The sequence below is a fragment of the Salinivibrio sp. MA607 genome (assembly GCF_001996245.1).
GTDB classification, from domain to species: Bacteria; Pseudomonadota; Gammaproteobacteria; order Enterobacterales; family Vibrionaceae; genus Salinivibrio; species Salinivibrio costicola.
In genome coordinates, this window is record NZ_MUFJ01000029.1 from 31,597 (window position 1) to 49,513 (window position 17,917).

The following is a 17,917-nucleotide window of genomic DNA, read 5'->3' on the forward strand; positions in this document are numbered from 1 at the left end:
GGAGACTCTATCGATGACAACCCAAAAAAATGTGCCGAGTCTATTGGTGGTTTGCTTAGGCAATATTTGTCGTTCACCGACGGCAGAAGCGGTATTACGCGCCCGTGCCCAGACGAGAGGGATCATGGTGAACATTGATTCTGCGGGGACAGCAGGTTATCACCAAGGTAATCCGCCAGATAAGCGGAGCCAACAGGCAGGTCAAGCGAGAGGGTACTCGTTTGCCGGTATTCGAGCCCGTCAAGTACGGCAGGAAGATTTTGCGGATTTCGATATGATCTTAGCGGCCGATGAAAATAACTTGGCCGACCTGCATGCACAATGTCCGGCTGATTACCAAAACAAACTGTCTCTGTTTCTCAGTTGGGGAGAGCAGACGGAGGGTGCGATCCCTGATCCTTATTACGGCGGCGACGATGGATTTGAGCACGTACTGGACTTATTGGAGCAAGCAGCAGACGGTGTGCTAGACCATATTGTTGCAAAGACCAACGCGCAATAGAAGCAGTTAAGACCACAGCCAGTTAAGACACGCAGGGCATGAAAAAAGGCGCTGTCATCAAGCGCCTTTTGGGTTTGTGATGAGAGACGCTACCATTTTTTCTTGGGGGCAAACAGCTCGTCCAATTCGCTTTTTTCTTCTTCTTGCTCGGACTGCAATTTCTCATGACCACTGTTTAGCGTATGAGTGATGTCGCTGTGCATTTTTTCAAGATGCTGTTTCATCTCTGACGAGTATTCATCGGTCTTTGGACTGACGACATCGATCGCTTTTTTCAGTAATTGCTGCGCCGTGCCCATTTGACCTTTATTTTTCGCATCGTTGGCACGTTTAATCACGTTCTCAATATTTATCTTGAGCTGCATTTGCTCTAGTCGCGCGTTTTCCGACACAAAAGCTTGCGTTGCCAAGCGGCCTTTCGAATGCTCGGCTTTAACCACTGAGCGCAAGCGCTTGACGAGTTTGAGCATCGATATTGCCTCTCGGTCGTTATTAGGCACTTTAAACGATGTCGAGTCCCGGTTGGAGTAGCTTTGTTTGACCTGATCGATTTGAGCCTGGGTCGCACTAATTCGTTGCTTAATTGACTTATCCGATGGATCGACCTCGTACATGGCTTTCAAGGAATCCAAGATCTTTTTGTTCAAGCACGCCAGTAACGTCCCGCTATAGGGTAGGTTATGCGCATTGCCAATCAGCTCTTCTGTCGCATCGATGACGGCAATGTGCTTCGCCATTTCTTGGCGCTTGTGAGACTCGATTTGCTTTCGTTGTTGAGCCAATATGTTGTAGCCGACAATCAGGCCGAGCAATATGACACAAAGGCCAGCTATCAAGGCAATATTCATAATTTAGCGTCGATGTTCCTTGCAATAAACTCAACTGGTTAAGATACACCATCTCGACTGACAGAGATAGCATCAATCGAGAGGTGAAAGCTGCATGAGTGATCCGCCTCTAACTCTGAGCGTTGCGGCCTCGTCGAATGCGCCTTTATGAGTGTGGCCCATGATCTCGCGATCTGCGATAAAGTTGTTGCAATAAAATACTATTTGCGATCGAGTCGGTTAGAATGACAGGGTAAATTGCTTAGTGAATGTGCAATCGCTAACGTTTATATAACCAAAGCCTATTAAATAGTCGAATTTGGGTATATAAATGAGTGATATAAAACCATGCTGCCACTTAACCCACGAGGCTGACGCGTCTGCACTATGAAATTACAACAGCTTAGATATATCGTTGAAGTCGTTAACCACAACCTTAACGTATCTGCGACGGCGGAAAGTTTGTATACCTCTCAACCTGGGATTAGCAAACAAGTCAGGCTGTTGGAAGATGAGCTAGGCGTACAAATATTCGAACGAAGTGGTAAGCATTTAACGCAAGTAACACCAGCCGGTGAGGCGATTGTCGAGATCTCACAAAGCATTTTATCACGAGTAGAAAGCATCAAAGCGGTCGCTAGTGAGCATACTCATCCTGAAATGGGGAACCTCAATATATCGACCACCCATACGCAAGCGCGTTATGCATTACCCGACGTGATCAAAGCCTTTACCAAGCGGTACCCGAAAGTTTCCTTGCATATGCACCAGGGGACGCCGACGCAAATATCCAGTTCAGTGGCAAAGGGGACGTCTGACTTTGCCATTGCAACCGAAGCATTTCATCTCTACGAAGATTTGGTGATGCTGCCTTGTTATCACTGGAACCGCTCGATCATTGTCACGCCCGATCATCCTTTAGCACAAAAAACGGATCTCAGTATTGAGGATCTCGCGGCCTATCCGCTCGTAACGTATGTGTTTGGGTTTACAGGGCGATCTGAGCTGGATGAAGCCTTCCATCGCGCTAACCGCACACCGAAAATTGTATTCACAGCAACTGATGCGGATGTGATTAAAACCTATGTGAAGTTAGGCCTAGGTGTGGGCGTGATCGCGAGCATGGCCATGGATAGTCATGCTGATGCAGATTTGGTTGCCATCGATGCGAGTCATATTTTCGGTGCGAGCACCACCAAGATAGGCTTCCGTAAAGGAACCTTTCTTCGTAGTTATATGTATGACTTTATTGAGCGTTTTGCGCCGCATTTGACCCGAAATGTGATTGACCAAGCGGTAGCACTGCGTACCAATGAAGAAATTGATGCTATGTTCAAGGACATTCCGCTTCCGGTTCGATAAACTGTTTAAAACGACGAGGCTGCTGAGGCAGCCTTTTTTGATCACGCACTCATCAATACCTTCATGCTAATCATGTCATCTTTATCGTTCAGCGACCAATTTAATCAGTTAACCAATCTGTTGATACAGCACCAAAATCTGTGGCGACCGATGCCGATGGCGCATACTCAGCTTCCTTGGCAAGACGGCGGGCCGCTTTGCCAATGGCTCGCCACGTTGGATAATACGCAACTCGCGGCGTTAAACGCGGATCCAGACGCTGTGATAAAAAAACTCGCGACCTGGTGGCCAGCGTTAAACCAGTTACCTGCGTTAGTCTCAGTACCGATGGCGCAACATACTGATATTGAAATTGATTCGCGCTTGAATGTTGGTGTGCCGGGACGCAAATGGGCGCAAATACAGGCGTATTTAGGCGCGATGCCGCAAACAGATAAGACGGCGTGTTATTTAGAGTGGTGCGCTGGAAAAGGATACTTAGGACGCGGTGTCGCGGCGATCACAGGTAAACCAGTAGAAAGCGTAGAATGGCAATCGGAACTGTGCGAACAGGGACAAACTTTCGCGGATCAAAAGGCGCTCCCGATGCAGTTTTACTCGTTAGATGCAATGAGTGAGGCGGCAACAGTCGTCATTGCCGGTTGTGAGCACGGGCTGGCGTTGCACGCGTGTGGCGACTTACACGTAAAGCTTCTTCAAAAGGCGGTCGCAACGGGTATGCGTGCACTAACGGTTTCACCTTGTTGTTATCATTTAATTCGCGGAGATAGGTATCAACCTTTATCCGCACAGGCGCAGGAAGCCGCCCTGACGCTTTCAAAAGCAGATTTAAAGCTCGCGGTTCAAGAGTCCGTCACTGGCGGGCAGCGGGTGCGCCGTCAACGCGAGCAGGAGGTCACTTATCGGTTGGGCTTTGATGAATGGCAACGTGACTATCAACAATCTGAGCACTATTTACCGCTACCCGCACTCAAAAAGTCACAGCTTACCCAAGGGTTCGCTGCCTTTTGCCGCTGGGGGGCCGCGCAAAAAGGGCTCACATTCCCCGGCGACTTTGATCAGACTCACTACTTGGCTCGAGGCGAAGCAAGGTTTCTCGTGCTGGAGAAAATCAATCTAATTAAAAGTGCATTTCGGCGCGCCATGGAGCTGTGGCTAGTGCTTGATCGTGTTTTATATCTTCAACAACATGGATACCGTGTCACGCTAACCCAGTTTTGTGAACGCGAACTCACGCCAAGAAACCTCCTTATTCATGCAGAGCGTACTCATGGCGACCATGTTCATGGCGACCATATTCATGGCGACCATATTCACTTAAAAAAGAAACGACGTAATAACAATTAAGCACGTGTATAACGTGTTACGCCTAGTTGACAATATCTAGCGCGCCAAAGCCGGATGGTACTCGCTGCCGCGACTGAAAATGGGTACACTGGCGGTAAATAGTTTAATGTGAAGAAACTTTATTATGCCAGATATTGGTGTGTCGATTGCGGTGGCTCTGATCTTAGGGTTAGGGTGCTTTGTGCAGAGTTTGATTGGCTTTGGAATGGCGATCGTAGCGGCGCCGCTTTTATTGATGATTGATCCGAAATTGGTACCAACGACAATTTCGATGGTGGGGCTGACATTAGCCAGTATTAACGCTTGGCAATATCGTCATCAGTTGTCTTTTCGTGATTTGAGTTGGGCGTACTTCGGCCGAGTGCCAGGCACCGCGGTTGCGGGCGGGATCATGTTGGTAGTCACAACACAAATGCTTGAAATTATTATAGGTGCTGCCGTCTTGCTCGCTGTGTTTGCCAGTGTGATGCGCTTTAATATTGCCCCCAACCGGCGTAACTTTTTTATCGCTGGGTTTACGTCGGGAGTCATGGGAACAACGACCAGTATCGGTGGTCCACCGATGGCGCTTGTGTTACAGCATGCAGAGGTGAATAAAATGCGCGCCTGTTTGGCAGGCTACTTTGTTGTGAGCTGCATTTTGTCTTTAATCGCCTTGAGCGCGACCGATTATCTAACCTGGTGGCATGTCAAACAAGCGGCATTTGCCGTTCCTGCCGTATTGCTGGCGACCTGGTTGGCTTACCGTATTGCGCCACGTGTTAAACCGCAATTTGTTCGCCGAGCGATGCTAATACTCTGTACATTGGCGGGGATAAGTACATTGGCGCGCGGACTTATCGGTGCTTAAAGGTCGCACCCCATTAGCGTGGGGGCGACCGATGGTGTGAATCAAGGTCGGCCCTCGGTGTGTTATCCGATAAATTGCGCCGCGACAACCGTGATACCGCCGACCATTGCCAGGCTCAATCCAAGATTACCGCCAATGACTTGATAGTGCTCGTCAGTTGAGACCGTCTGGCGTGCCTTGCGCACCATCAAAACCGGGAGTACCACGGCAAGAATGACGAGTGCGATCGCAGCGTATCCTAACGCTGTGATAAAACCCTGCGGATAATACAGCGCAAAGACCAACGGTGGGAGGTAGGTAATAGCCGCTGTTTGTAAGCGCCCGCGCACGCTATCTTGGCGGTTAAAGCTGTCGGAGATAAAGTCAAACAAGCCTAAACTGACGCCGAGAAAAGACGTAGCTAGTGCTAAATCGGCGAACAGTGAGATGCTTGAAGCGATATAGTCTTGTTGAACCACTGATTGGATAATTGCCACAAACTGGGACAGTTCACCGTTTTGTACCAAGGTAGACTGTGCCACCGTCCCGAGACTGGCTACTTGCCAAAAGATATACAAGGCCAACGGAAGGGTAGAGCCAACAATCATGACCTTTCTTAGCGAGGGTAAGTCGATCCCGACGTATCGCACAATAGAAGGAATACTGCCGTGGAAGCCAAAAGACGTGAAAATGACCGGTAACGCGGCAACCAGCAAACCTCGTTCAACGGGCATTTCGACTAAGTTAATGCTAGAGACATGAGGCGTCAGTAGGGTTAAGGCCAAGATTAAGAATAATAACTTAATGGTGAATAACCCGCGGTTAATTAAATCCACTTTACTGGTGCCCAATGTCACCACAAGACCGAAAACCAGCGTAAATAAAACGGCGCCTGCCGCAGGTGGTAGCTCAATGGCCGACCATTGCGCCAGCTTTTCATTTAATTGGCTGCCCCCACCTGCAATATATGCGGCACAAAGTGAGTAGAATAAAAAGAGCATCGCAAACGACGCCAGCCATTTTCCTTTATTCCCCAAAAACTGTTTCGCTAAACTGTGCAATGTCGCGTCGGCCTCTGCGAACTGATGCACTTCTAACATCAGTAAGGCGGTATAGGTCATTAAGGCCCACATCGCACCCATGAGTGCCATCGATGCGCCAAACCCGATGCCGGCAGAGGCAAGAGGCAACGCCAGCATACCGGCGCCAATGGTTGTGCCCGCAATAATGAGCGAACTTCCGAGTACTTTATTCATATTATGTTTAACCAATGTTAATAAATAGTTAATTGTTGTGTTCGCACAAAAGATAACCTGAATTTATTCGTATTGTGCATCGTCTAGACAGATAAAAAACGGCTTTGTGTAATGTTACAGGTACGGTGTTGTAAAATAAAGTGTACGATAAGGGTGGGGTAGTGCATTGTGCCGTCTAATGTCATAATCAAGGTCGGATGATCGCGACAACAAGGAGCGGCAAGGTGGACAAACAACAACATGAAACCCCATTGCCACGGATCGCAATGCCCTCGACAGGTGAAGAGGTATTGCTGGGTGATATTACCGATACCNATGTTTAACCAATGTTAATAAATAGTTAATTGTTGTGTTCGCACAAAAGATAACCTGAATTTATTCGTATTGTGCATCGTCTAGACAGATAAAAAAACGGCTTTGTGTAATGTTACAGGTACGGTGTTGTAAAATAAAGTGTACGATAAGGGTGGGGTAGTGCATTGTGCCGTCTAATGTCATAATCAAGGTCGGATGATCGCGACAACAAGGAGCGGCAAGGTGGACAAACAACAACATGAAACCCCATTGCCACGGATCGCAATGCTCTCGACAGGTGAAGAGGTATTGCTGGGTGATATTACCGATACCAACGCCGCCTGGCTTTCAAGAGTATTATTTGAAAACGGGCTGGCGATGTCTCGTCGTGTGACTATCGGCGATGAACTTGATGATATGGCGATTGAGCTTGTACGCCTGTCACAAACGGAAGAGGTCGTGATCGTAAATGGCGGATTAGGACCGACCACGGATGATTTAACCACGGCGGCCATGGCTGCTGCGATGGGGGTAGAGTTAACCCTCAATGAAGCGTGGTTAGACGAGTTAAAACAGCGGTTTGAGCGTCGAGGCCGGCCGATGGCCCAAAGTAACCTCAAGCAGGCGATGCTGCCAGAAGGCGCAAGGTTAATTGATAACCCCAAAGGCACTGCTTGTGGCTTTCACTGTGAGCTCAACGGATGTCACTTTTACTTTACGCCCGGAGTGCCTTCTGAGTTTTTCTCAATGGTTGAACAGCAAATTCTTCCTGAGTTGTTACACAATTACCCAGCCAAAGCGCGATCGTGTTACCGTTTATTTACATTTGGGCTGTCAGAGTCGGGGATAAGCGATGTGATGGCATCGTTAGTGCTTCCCAATAGTGCAACACTCGGGTATCGCTCCAGCTTGCCGTTTATTGAAGTTAAGTTATTCATCGAGGCGGATCATGTTGAAAAAGATGCGGTTCTGGACGCGTTACGGCATCGTCTTGCGGACTATGTCGTGTCCTTTTCTGAGCCGATGACGGCGGCATTAGCTGCGGATATCAATCATCACGGTGTGGTGTTAAAAGTTGCGGAACAATTCACTGGTGGTTGGCTGGCGAGCACTTTAAACGGTCAGGCGGCACATCTGGTTGAGCAGGGGTGGGTAATGTCGAATGCGCATGTGCCAGAGCAAGCGGTCGCTAATCCCTTAGCCGCGTCATTAGCGATGGCAAGTGCGACGACGTCGCCAGGACAGCGTCAAATCGGACTTGCTTGCGGACCTGAGCTTCACGGCCAGATATGTGTGGCGATTTCTACCCCAGAAGGTGAATGGGGGCAGCGGCTTAGTTTTAAGCGACACCTTTCAAATGACGATGCACGTTGTTACATGGCGACGGTCTTATTAGACATGCTACGGCGTTATCTTAGTGGAGAAGCCGTTATTGCGGATTATGCATCCTTAACTCGCCACGACGACATTTTTATCGATGCACAGACACTAGCGTAGAGAAAGTTACAGAAAAGAAGAACACGCCACGAGGCAGTGACTGTCGGTCACGCCTCGTTCACTTGTTTTTTAATGCATGCCGGTTGGTAGTCAAAGACAATTGAGACGTTAGTTTGTGGAGCACTTTGACAGGCAAGGATTTCCCCGGGCATCACGAAAGCCATGGCATCGTGTTGAGTGACCGAACCTTGATTAAGTTTACAGCGACACGCACCACACAGACCACTTCGGCACTGATATTCAGGCTGAATGCCAGCATTTTCGAGTTGTTCAAGCAAGTTTTGGTGGGTGTTGCCACCCACCTCCACGCCATTCACATCGATAGTGATACGGGTCATAGTTCAAAATCACCGAAGTCTTCAACGCTGACTTCATTGTCGATCTGTCCAACCAAGTAGGAGCTAATCTCCGCTTCTTGTGGGGCAACTTGCACGTTATCCGATGACAACCATGCATTAATCCAAGGAATGGGGTTTTGGGTTGCATCGTCGTACGCGGGAGCGAGGCCAACAGCGGACATACGCAGGTTGGTAATGTATTCCACGTATTGACACAAGATGTCTTTGTTCAACCCAATCATGGAGCCATCACGGAATAGATACTCGGCCCAATCCTTCTCTTGCTCGGCGGCTTTTTTAAACAGATCAAAGCATTCTTGCTCGCATTCTTTTGCGATCTCAGCCATTTCAGGATCGTCCTGACCGCTCCGCAGAATATTGAGCATATGTTGTGTGCCGGTCAGGTGCAGCGCTTCGTCACGCGCGATAAATTTAATGATCTTGGCGTTACCTTCCATTAATTCGCGCTCGGCAAACGCAAACGAACAGGCAAAGCTGACGTAGAAACGAATCGCTTCAAGTGCATTCACTGACATTAAACACAAATACAACTGACGTTTTAGGGCACGCAAGCTCACGGTGACGGTATGACCGTTAATGGTGTGTGTGCCTTCACCAAGCTGATGATAGTAGTTGCTTAGTTGAATAAGATCGTCGTAATACTGCGCAATATCTTCGGCGCGCTTTTGAATGTGTTCATTCATCACAATGTCGTCAAAGACAACCGCTGGATCAGCGACAATATTACGAATGATATGTGTGTAAGAGCGCGAATGAATGGTTTCTGAGAAACTCCACGTTTCAATCCAGGTCTCTAGCTCCGGAATGGACACCAATGGAAGCAGTGCCACATTTGGGCTACGACCTTGGATAGAATCCAATAATGTTTGATACTTCAAGTTACTGATGAAAATATGTTTTTCATGTTCAGGTAGCTTGTTGTAGTCAATACGGTCGCTTGATACATCGACTTCTTCTGGGCGCCAAAAGAAAGACAGCTGCTTTTCGATCAGCTTTTCAAAAATCTCATATTTTTGCTGGTCATAACGGGCAACGTTGACCGATTGGCCCAAGAACATCGGTTCTTTAAGCGGATCGTTGTTAATTTTAGAAAACGTACTGTAAGCCATGAATCTTATTAACCTCTAGAAAAGGGCCCGGGTGGGGCCCTTCGCATATTGTGTTAGATCTTACATGCGCCGCCGGCACAATCATCATCGGCAGCTTGTGCCGCGCTTGAGTCGGATTGACCGTCCGTCGCGCCATCACGGGTGTTGTGATAATACAGGGTTTTTACCCCTAATTTATAAGCTGTGAGCAGATCTTTAAGCAGTTGGTTCATAGGAACTTTACCGCTTGCATGTCGGCTCGGATCATAATTGGTGTTGGCAGAAATCGCTTGGTCAACGAATTTTTGCATGATCCCCACTAACTGTAAGTAACCCTCATTGCTACCAATGTTCCAGAGCAGTTCGTAGTTATTTTTATATTTATCATACTCCGGTACCACCTGCTTCAAGATGCCATCTTTTGATGCTTTGACCGAGACAAAACCACGCGGTGGCTCAATGCCATTGGTGGCATTTGAGATTTGCGAAGACGTCTCAGACGGCATCAGCGCTGTCAGGGTCGAGTTACGCAAACCATGGGTTTGAATATCCTTACGTAGGGTTTCCCAATCCAGATGAAGCGGTTCGTCGCAAATCGCGTCCAAATCTTTTTTATACGTATCAATAGGGAGAATGCCCTGTGCATAGGTGGTTTCATTAAAGGCTGGACATGCGCCTTTCTCTTTCGCCAGCTCTACCGATGCACGCAATAAGTGGTATTGGATGGCTTCAAAGGTACGATGCGTGAGGCCATTCGCACTGCCATCCGAATAACGCACGCCATGTTTAGCCAGGTGGTATGCGAAGTTAATGACACCCACACCGAGCGTACGACGGTTCATAGTCGCTTTACGTGCGGCGGGCAATGGATAGTCTTGGTAATCCAACAACGCATCCAGTGCACGAATGGTCAATTCAGCCAGCTCACCCAACTCATCGAGTGATTCAAGCGCACCCAGGTTAAAGGCCGAGAGGGTACACAGTGCAATTTCACCGTTCTCGTCTTCAACATTATTCAGTGGCTTAGTGGGGAGGGCAATCTCCAGACACAGGTTCGACTGACGAATCGGCGCAACAGATGGATCAAACGGGCTATGCGTATTGCAATGATCCACATTTTGAATGTAAATACGGCCTGTTGACGCACGCTCTTGCATCATCAGTGAGAACAAATCCACGGCTTTAACGGTTTCACGCTGGATTGATTCATCTGCTTCGTACTGGGTATACAGACGCTCAAATTCTTCTTGGTTTTCAAAGAATGCGTCATAGAGCCCTGGCACATCTGATGGTGAGAACAACGAAATGTTGCCACCTTTAAGCAAACGGGTGTACATCAGCTTGTTAATTTGTACCCCGTAGTCCATATGGCGGACACGGTTCTCTTCGACGCCTCGGTTATTTTTCAATACCAGCAGCGATTCAACTTCACGGTGCCACATCGGGTAGAACAAAGTCGCTGCACCACCACGTACGCCACCTTGTGAGCAACATTTCACCGCGGTTTGGAAATACTTATAAAAAGGGATACAGCCGGTGTGGAAAGCTTCACCGCCACGAATAGGGCTACCCAGTGCACGAATGCGGCCTGCGTTAATGCCAATCCCTGCGCGCTGTGACACGTAGCGAACAATGGCACTGGACGTCGCATTGATTGAATCCAAGCTGTCGTCACACTCAATCAGCACGCAAGAGCTAAACTGGCGTGTTGGTGTCCGTACGCCTGACATAATCGGCGTTGGCAGCGAAATTTTAAACTGCGACGCGGCATTGTAGAAGCGGCGAATATAGTCAAGACGCGTTTCTTTGGGATAAGAGGCAAACAAACAGGCAGCGACCATCATGTACAAGAACTGCGCGCTCTCGTAAATCTCACCGGTGACACGGTTTTGTACCAGGTATTTACCTTCCAGCTGTTTGACGGCCGCATACGAGAAGTTCATATCACGCCAGTGATCGAGATAGCCATCCAGGGTCTCGAGCTCTTCGAGGCTGTAGTCTTCCAAAATGTGTTTATCGTATTTGCCTTTCTCAACCATGCCTTTTACATGATCAACCAGCTTAGGTGGCTCGAATTGGCCATAGGCTTTTTTACGTAAATGGAAGACAGCCAAACGCGCCGCGAGATATTGATAATCCGGGCTTTCTTCAGAGATAAGGTCGGCAGCGGCTTTGATGATTGTCTCGTGGATATCTTCAGTGCGCATGCCATCGTAAAACTGGATGTGAGAGCGCATCTCAACCAGAGAAACGGAAACGTTTGAGAGGCCTTCGGCAGCCCAAGTCACAACGCGATGGATTTTGTCGAGGTTTAAGTTTTCTTTGCGTCCATCACGCTTTAATACGGTAATTTCTTGGTTCATTTGTATGCTTTCCCAATATTTCCTTGCCAAACTGCTCTTTTTGCAAGTTCTTATAAAATGCTGATGATTTTTTGGTCGGCCTCTATGCGGACGTTGCGTCGTTCATACACTATATATAGGGGTCGGCGTGTAAGTCGGTTACAAGATAGTGATATAGGCGCACTTTTGCAAGCCAATCTGACGGCCTTAGGGTGTGGATATCTTGGGGATGTTATCCTTAAAGTTAGTAACTACCAACCTACTGGCTCAAGGCCGCCAAGATTAATGAAAATTTCAATCACTGAAAGGCAAAAATTAGCAATAAAAAAAATTTATTTTGGTTGATCTTAGTCATGATCAGTGATCGGTTTTAACTGATTGAAAAGTCAGCAAACCCCACAAAATGTGGGGTGTGACTAGGATCCAAGAAAGGCGCTAAGCTGTGTTGGTGTGGTAAAAATATGATCTGCTTCCCAATTGCTAATTAGCGCCGGATCACCCACATATCCCCAGCCAGCAACAATCGACTTCATATTCGCTGCATGAGCCGCCCGAGTATCATTTTCGATATCTCCGACGTAGAAGCAGCACTCTGGCGCACAATCAAGCGTTTTGGCCGCTTCTAAAAGAGGTAATGGATGCGGCTTAGCGTGCGCATAAGTATCGGCACCCACAATCACTTGTGCCGCTTGCAGACGCGGAAAGTGGTCGAGTAACTGATGAGTGAGCCCTTCAGGCTTATTGGTCACAATGCCCCAACGCATCGCTAAATGCGCCAACTTATCCAGCAGTGCATCAATACCTGGATACACCTGCGTCCCTTGGCAAATCGCTTGGCGATAATGATAAAGAAAGCGCGCACGTAAGGCGATAGGATCTTGATGTTTTGCTTGCTCGCCAAATCCGGCCGTGAGCAGCCCTCGCGCCCCAAAACTGGTGTGGGTGTATATTTGCTCCGCGGTCAAAGGCGGCAGATCAAATTCGGCTAAAACACGATTCGCAGCTTCACCCATATCGGGCGCAGTATCGAGCAGGGTGCCATCAAGATCAAAGAGGATGGTCGACGGAGTCATGCCAGCTTGCTTCCTTTTCAGTCGGTTAGGGGGCCTGAGTATGAACGAGATAATTCACATCGACATTGGTATTCGACAGCTTATAGGTGTCGAAAAACGGATTATAGTGCAACCCAGTCATATCTTGGGCATTAAGCGAGGTGTTATCAATCATTGTCATCAGCTCTGAGGGCCGAATAAATTTATGATGCTCGTGGGTGCCTTTCGGGACTAACTTCAGAATGTGCTCGGCACCGACAATTGCAAATAGCCAGGATTTTGTATTGCGATTTAAGGTTGAGAAAAAGACATGGCCACCCGGTTTAACCATTTGGGCACAGGCGTGAATGACAGAGGCGGGCTCAGGGACATGCTCTAGCATCTCCATACATGTCACTACATCGTATTGCTGGACAAAGCTACTGGCGTGTTCTTCGGCTGTTGATTGGATGTATTGAACATCGACGCCCGCTTCAAGCGCGTGGAGTCGGGCAACGGTGAGTGGCTCTTTACCCATATCTAAGCCGGTGACGTCGGCGCCTTCTTGCGCCATGCTTTCTGCAAGGATCCCGCCACCGCAGCCGACATCGAGCACCTTCTTACCAAATAGTCCACCGGCTTTGGCCATCACATAGTCAAGACGCAGAGGATTGATTTGGTGTAGAGGCTTAAACTCACCCTCTAAATCCCACCAACGTGATGCCATGTCTTCAAACTTTTGAATTTCTGCCGGATCGACATTTGATACCTGAGTCATAACTACAGCTTCCTTATCGGTTTTGCTGCATTATAGCGAAATCCAACACGATAAAAAGAAGCCTATCTATCAGCGCGACGTGATACATCAGGCCAGCGCGCTCAGACACCTTGTGGGCTTATATTCTTAAAAATGCATAGCCAGATACGGAAGTGGTGGGTTTTTATCCGTATAGACGCATTCAGAGCGTCTACTAACGAGATCCGTGATACATCTTGGCCATATTCACGTGTCTCGTAGAAGGCTTTGTGTTATTCTCCGTAGTCACGTATTTGAATACGCAAACATTATTTTGAGGGATGTTGGCTCCATGAGCGATCTTGCTAAAGAGATCACGCCAGTCAATATCGAAGAGGAGCTGAAAAGCTCATACCTCGACTATGCAATGTCCGTCATTGTTGGCCGAGCTCTTCCTGACGTGCGTGATGGCCTAAAGCCAGTACACCGCCGCGTATTATTCGCGATGAACGTACTAGGCAACGACTGGAACAAGCCATATAAGAAATCGGCCCGTGTGGTCGGTGATGTGATCGGTAAGTATCACCCACACGGTGATAGTGCGGTTTACGACACCATTGTGCGAATGGCGCAGTCATTCTCGCTACGCTACAGGTTGGTAGATGGTCAAGGTAACTTCGGTTCTATTGACGGCGATTCTGCGGCGGCGATGCGTTACACCGAAGTGCGCATGGCAAAAATTGCCCATGAACTGCTCGCCGATCTTGATAAAGAAACCGTGGATTATGTGCCAAACTACGATGGCACTGAACAAATCCCGGATGTGTTGCCAACACGCGTACCTAACCTGCTCGTCAACGGTGGATCAGGGATTGCGGTCGGGATGGCAACCAACATCCCACCTCACAACTTAACCGAAGTGGTTAATGGTTGTCTGGCTTACATCGATAACGAAGATATTACCATCGACGAGTTGATGGACTATATCCCAGGCCCTGACTTTCCAACCGCGGCAATGATCAATGGCCGTAAAGGGATTGAAGACGCTTACAAAACGGGCCGTGGTAAAGTTTACTTACGTGCCAAAGCGGATATCGAAACAGAAAAAAATGGTAAAGAGACCATCGTTGTTAACGAGATCCCTTACCAAGTCAACAAAGCGCGTTTGATTGAAAAAATCGCCGAGTTGGTAAAAGACAAAAAAATCGATGGTATTTCTGCACTGCGTGATGAGTCGGATAAAGATGGCATGCGGATTGTCATCGAATGTCGCCGCGATGCGGTTGCGGAAGTGGTTCTAAACAACCTTTACGCGCAAACGCAATTGCAGACATCGTTCGGTATCAACATGGTGGCGCTGGACAACAACCAGCCGAAGCTTTTCAACTTGAAAGAAATGTTGAAATGCTTTGTCAATCACCGCCGCGAAGTGGTCACACGTCGAACGGTTTACGAATTACGTAAAGCGCGCGATCGTGCCCATATCTTGGAAGGGCTCGCGGTCGCGCTTGCCAACATCGATGAAGTGATTGAACTGATTCGTCAAGCACCAACACCTGCTGTTGCCAAGCAAGAGTTACAAGACCAAGGTTGGAAACTCGGTGGCGTATCGGCAATGCTTGAAGCGGTTGGGGGCGAAAATGCCCGTCCAGAGTGGCTCGCGGCAGAATTTGGTGCCCGCAACGATGGGTCTTACTATCTCACTGAGCAACAAGCGCAAGCGATCTTGGATCTGCGTTTGCACAAGCTTACTGGGCTTGAGCACGAAAAGATCTTAGACGAGTACAAAGGGCTTCTAGAGCAAATCGCGGAGCTATTACACATCTTAGCGAGCACTGAGCGCTTGATGGAGGTCATCCGTGAAGAGCTGGAAGCGGTGCGTGATAGCTATGGTGATAAACGTCTAACTGAGATCACTGCGGCAAGTGCCGACATTGATATCGAAGATCTGATCAACCAAGAAGATGTGGTAGTGACGTGGTCACACGACGGGTACGTCAAGTACCAAGCGTTGAGTGACTATGACGCGCAACGTCGTGGTGGTAAAGGCAAATCGGCGACGCGCATGAAAGATGAAGACTTCATCGAGCGTCTATTGGTGGCAAACACCCACGACACCATCTTATGCTTCTCCACCCGTGGCCGCATGTACTGGCTGAAAGTGTATCAATTGCCGCATGCGTCACGTAATGCCCGTGGTAAGCCGATTGTTAACCTACTCCCGCTTGAAGACGGTGAGCGAATTACCGCTATTCTACCGGTGCGTGAGTACGAGGAAGACAAGTATGTCTTTATGGCAACCGCACACGGCACGGTGAAGAAAACGCCGTTGACTGACTTTAGTCGTCCACGTAGCGCCGGTATTATTGCGGTGAACTTACGTGACAACGATAGTCTGATTGGCGCGCAGCTCACCGACGATAGCAGCGAAGTCATGTTGTTCTCGCAATTCGGTAAAGTCGTGCGGTTTGTCGCCTCAAATGACACCGTGCGTGCAATGGGTCGTACCGCTGCAGGGGTGCGAGGTATTCGATTGGCCGAGAATGACCAAGTTGTCTCGCTGATTATCCCGCAAGCCGGCGCTGAGATCCTAACCGTCACCGAAAACGGCTTTGGTAAACGCACTGCTTTGGATGAATATCCGACCAAGAGTCGTGCAACCAAAGGGGTGGTATCGATCAAAGTCTCCGAGCGTAACGGTGATGTCGTTAGTGCCATTCAGGTGTGTGAAGGCGACGAGCTGATGATGATCACCAATGCGGGCACACTAGTACGTACTCGCGCCGAAGAAGTGAGCCAAGTGGGTCGAAATACCCAAGGTGTTCGTCTGATCCGCGTCAGCGATGACGAGAAAGTAGTTGGCCTACAGCGCATTGAAGAGCCTGATGAAGAAGAAATGGAAGCGCTGGCGAATGAAGCTGCTGCGACCCATAAATCAGAGGGTGTCGACACGTCGGACGAGGATGTTTCACCTACGGTGAATGATGATCAAGACGACGCGCCAGCGTCGGATGAGGATTCAAACACCTAATCGTGACTCGGTGTAAGATTAAAAAGGGTGCAGTGAACTGCGCCCTTTTTTATTGCCTATTGATTGGGTAGCGCTAAAAATATCCAGGCGTGCCAAGAAATCAGGGTGGAATGTGCCTTGGTGCTTTCAAAATGTGCGTGAAACGTGTTAAATCAATCACACGCCTTTTAAAACGAACGGCTTAAAACGTCTTTTTAAAACAACGAGTAGTCTTGCCGTCCAACGGACGCGGGAGATGACAAAAAGCAGGAGCCCCTCCCCAACATGGATAACGTCTATAACTTTTCAGCTGGCCCGGCGATGCTGCCGCGTGAGGTCATGCTTAAAGCCCAAAAAGAATTCATGAACTGGCAAGGCCTTGGCACGTCAGTAATGGAAGTTTCGCATCGCAGTGAGGCATTTTTATCTTTAGCTCGCCAGTCTGAGCAGGATCTGCGAGAACTGCTGGTTATTCCAGAGAATTATCACATTCTATTTTGCCAAGGTGGCGCACGTGCGCAATTTGCCGCAGTACCCATGAACCTCATGGGCAACCATACCATTGCTGATTACGTTGATGGTGGTTATTGGGCCGAGAGTGCCGTCAAAGAAGCAAAGCGCTATTGCACCCCGAATGTGATTAACGTTCGACGCGAGCGTGACGGTAAGCGAGCTATCTCGCCAGCCAAAGATTGGTTGCTCAGTAGTGACGCTGCGTATGTGCATTTTTGCCCGAATGAAACCATTGATGGCATTGAAATTAACGATCTGCCCGACACCCATAAGCCGATTGTCGCCGACATGTCATCGACCATTTTATCACGTCCGATCGACGTGTCTCAATATGGTGTTATTTATGCGGGTGCACAGAAGAATATTGGCCCTGCTGGACTCACATTGGTTATCGTGCGTGATGACTTACTGGGCTTGGCAAAAGATGTATTGCCAAGTGTGCTCAATTACAAAGTATTGGCCGATAAAGACTCCATGTTTAACACACCACCGACCTTTGGCTGGTATCTTGCGGCTGAAGTGTTTAAGTGGTTAAAACAACAAGGTGGTATTGAAGCGGTGTACGCGCGTAACCAACAAAAAGCGGCGTTGCTATACGATGCCATAGACCAGTCAAGCTTGTACCGGAACCAGATTCATCCTGACAACCGATCATTGATGAATGTGCCGTTTCAACTGGCCAATAGTGAGCTGGATGAAACCTTCCTCGCGGAAGCGACAGCGCAAGGCCTACATGCACTCAAAGGCCACCGTGACGTGGGTGGGATGCGAGCGTCTATTTATAACGCGATGCCACTAGAAGGGGTGCAAGCCCTCGTGGACTTTATGCATGAGTTTGAGAAAACGCACGGCTGATTCACCGTGTCCAGGTAAGATTTATCGAAAAAGACCGCTTTTGTCGTGAAAGCGGTCTTTTTATTTCCC

At 48.6% G+C, this 17,917-nt stretch carries 14 protein-coding genes; 7 read left to right on the plus strand and 7 right to left on the minus strand.

Annotated elements, in window-relative coordinates:
- Positions 1-13 precede the first annotated feature (13 nt).
- Positions 14-502 carry a low molecular weight protein-tyrosine-phosphatase gene (locus BZG81_RS12745; protein ID WP_077677560.1) on the plus strand — a complete coding sequence of 163 codons (489 nt, stop codon included), beginning with the start codon at positions 14-16 and terminating at the stop codon, positions 500-502.
- Positions 503-591: 89 nt separating this feature from the next.
- On the opposite strand, the gene BZG81_RS12750 is transcribed toward BZG81_RS12745, so the two are convergent.
- Positions 592-1,350, minus strand: a complete 759-nt coding sequence (locus BZG81_RS12750; protein WP_021022405.1) for a hypothetical protein — start codon at positions 1,348-1,350, stop codon at positions 592-594.
- A 366-nt stretch (positions 1,351-1,716) separates the two neighbouring features.
- Between BZG81_RS12750 and cysB the strand changes: the two genes are divergently transcribed.
- The 3 genes from cysB to BZG81_RS12765 all read left to right on the plus strand — a co-directional run bounded on the left by cysB (position 1,717) and on the right by BZG81_RS12765 (position 4,888).
- Positions 1,717-2,691 carry an HTH-type transcriptional regulator CysB gene (gene cysB / locus BZG81_RS12755; protein WP_021022404.1) on the plus strand — a complete coding sequence of 325 codons (975 nt, stop codon included), beginning with the start codon at positions 1,717-1,719 and terminating at the stop codon, positions 2,689-2,691.
- 72 nt (positions 2,692-2,763) lie between these two features.
- Positions 2,764-4,038: a methyltransferase gene (locus BZG81_RS12760; RefSeq protein WP_158011848.1), complete on the plus strand. Its 1,275-nt coding sequence runs from the start codon at positions 2,764-2,766 to the stop codon at positions 4,036-4,038.
- A gap of 124 nt (positions 4,039-4,162) precedes the next feature.
- Positions 4,163-4,888 (plus strand): sulfite exporter TauE/SafE family protein, encoded by a 726-nt coding sequence (locus BZG81_RS12765; protein ID WP_077460202.1) that lies wholly within the window; start codon positions 4,163-4,165, stop codon positions 4,886-4,888.
- A 62-nt stretch (positions 4,889-4,950) separates the two neighbouring features.
- On the opposite strand, the gene tyrP is transcribed toward BZG81_RS12765, so the two are convergent.
- Positions 4,951-6,123: a tyrosine transporter TyrP gene (gene tyrP, locus BZG81_RS12770; protein WP_021022402.1), complete on the minus strand. Its 1,173-nt coding sequence runs from the start codon at positions 6,121-6,123 to the stop codon at positions 4,951-4,953.
- Positions 6,124-6,660: 537 nt separating this feature from the next.
- Between tyrP and BZG81_RS12775 the strand changes: the two genes are divergently transcribed.
- Positions 6,661-7,914 (plus strand): CinA family nicotinamide mononucleotide deamidase-related protein, encoded by a 1,254-nt coding sequence (locus BZG81_RS12775; RefSeq protein ID WP_236719548.1) that lies wholly within the window; start codon positions 6,661-6,663, stop codon positions 7,912-7,914.
- Positions 7,915-7,961: 47 nt separating this feature from the next.
- Here the strand turns inward: BZG81_RS12775 and yfaE are convergent, their stop codons facing one another.
- From yfaE to ubiG, 5 genes are all read right to left on the minus strand, one after another.
- Positions 7,962-8,252 carry a class I ribonucleotide reductase maintenance protein YfaE gene (gene yfaE, locus BZG81_RS12780; RefSeq protein ID WP_021022400.1) on the minus strand — a complete coding sequence of 97 codons (291 nt, stop codon included), beginning with the start codon at positions 8,250-8,252 and terminating at the stop codon, positions 7,962-7,964.
- Positions 8,249-9,382 carry a class Ia ribonucleoside-diphosphate reductase subunit beta gene (gene nrdB, locus BZG81_RS12785; protein WP_021022399.1) on the minus strand — a complete coding sequence of 378 codons (1,134 nt, stop codon included), beginning with the start codon at positions 9,380-9,382 and terminating at the stop codon, positions 8,249-8,251. The genes yfaE and nrdB overlap by 4 nt, the downstream gene beginning before the upstream one ends.
- Before the next feature lie 53 nt (positions 9,383-9,435).
- Positions 9,436-11,724 carry a class 1a ribonucleoside-diphosphate reductase subunit alpha gene (gene nrdA, locus BZG81_RS12790; protein ID WP_077460203.1) on the minus strand — a complete coding sequence of 763 codons (2,289 nt, stop codon included), beginning with the start codon at positions 11,722-11,724 and terminating at the stop codon, positions 9,436-9,438.
- Positions 11,725-12,119: 395 nt separating this feature from the next.
- Entirely contained in the window at positions 12,120-12,776 is a 657-nt protein-coding gene (gene gph / locus BZG81_RS12795; RefSeq protein WP_077677562.1) for a phosphoglycolate phosphatase, read from the minus strand.
- A 25-nt stretch (positions 12,777-12,801) separates the two neighbouring features.
- A complete protein-coding gene (gene ubiG / locus BZG81_RS12800) occupies positions 12,802-13,512 on the minus strand; it encodes a bifunctional 2-polyprenyl-6-hydroxyphenol methylase/3-demethylubiquinol 3-O-methyltransferase UbiG (protein ID WP_021022396.1) in 711 nt (236 codons plus the stop codon).
- Positions 13,513-13,822: 310 nt separating this feature from the next.
- Between ubiG and gyrA the strand changes: the two genes are divergently transcribed.
- Both gyrA and serC read left to right on the plus strand, forming a co-directional pair.
- Positions 13,823-16,501, plus strand: coding sequence for a DNA topoisomerase (ATP-hydrolyzing) subunit A (gene gyrA / locus BZG81_RS12805; protein WP_077677563.1), 2,679 nt, complete (start codon positions 13,823-13,825; stop codon positions 16,499-16,501).
- 264 nt (positions 16,502-16,765) lie between these two features.
- Complete coding sequence (serC, locus tag BZG81_RS12810; protein WP_077575840.1) at positions 16,766-17,848, plus strand: 3-phosphoserine/phosphohydroxythreonine transaminase; 1,083 nt, start codon at positions 16,766-16,768, stop codon at positions 17,846-17,848.
- Positions 17,849-17,917 lie beyond the last annotated feature (69 nt).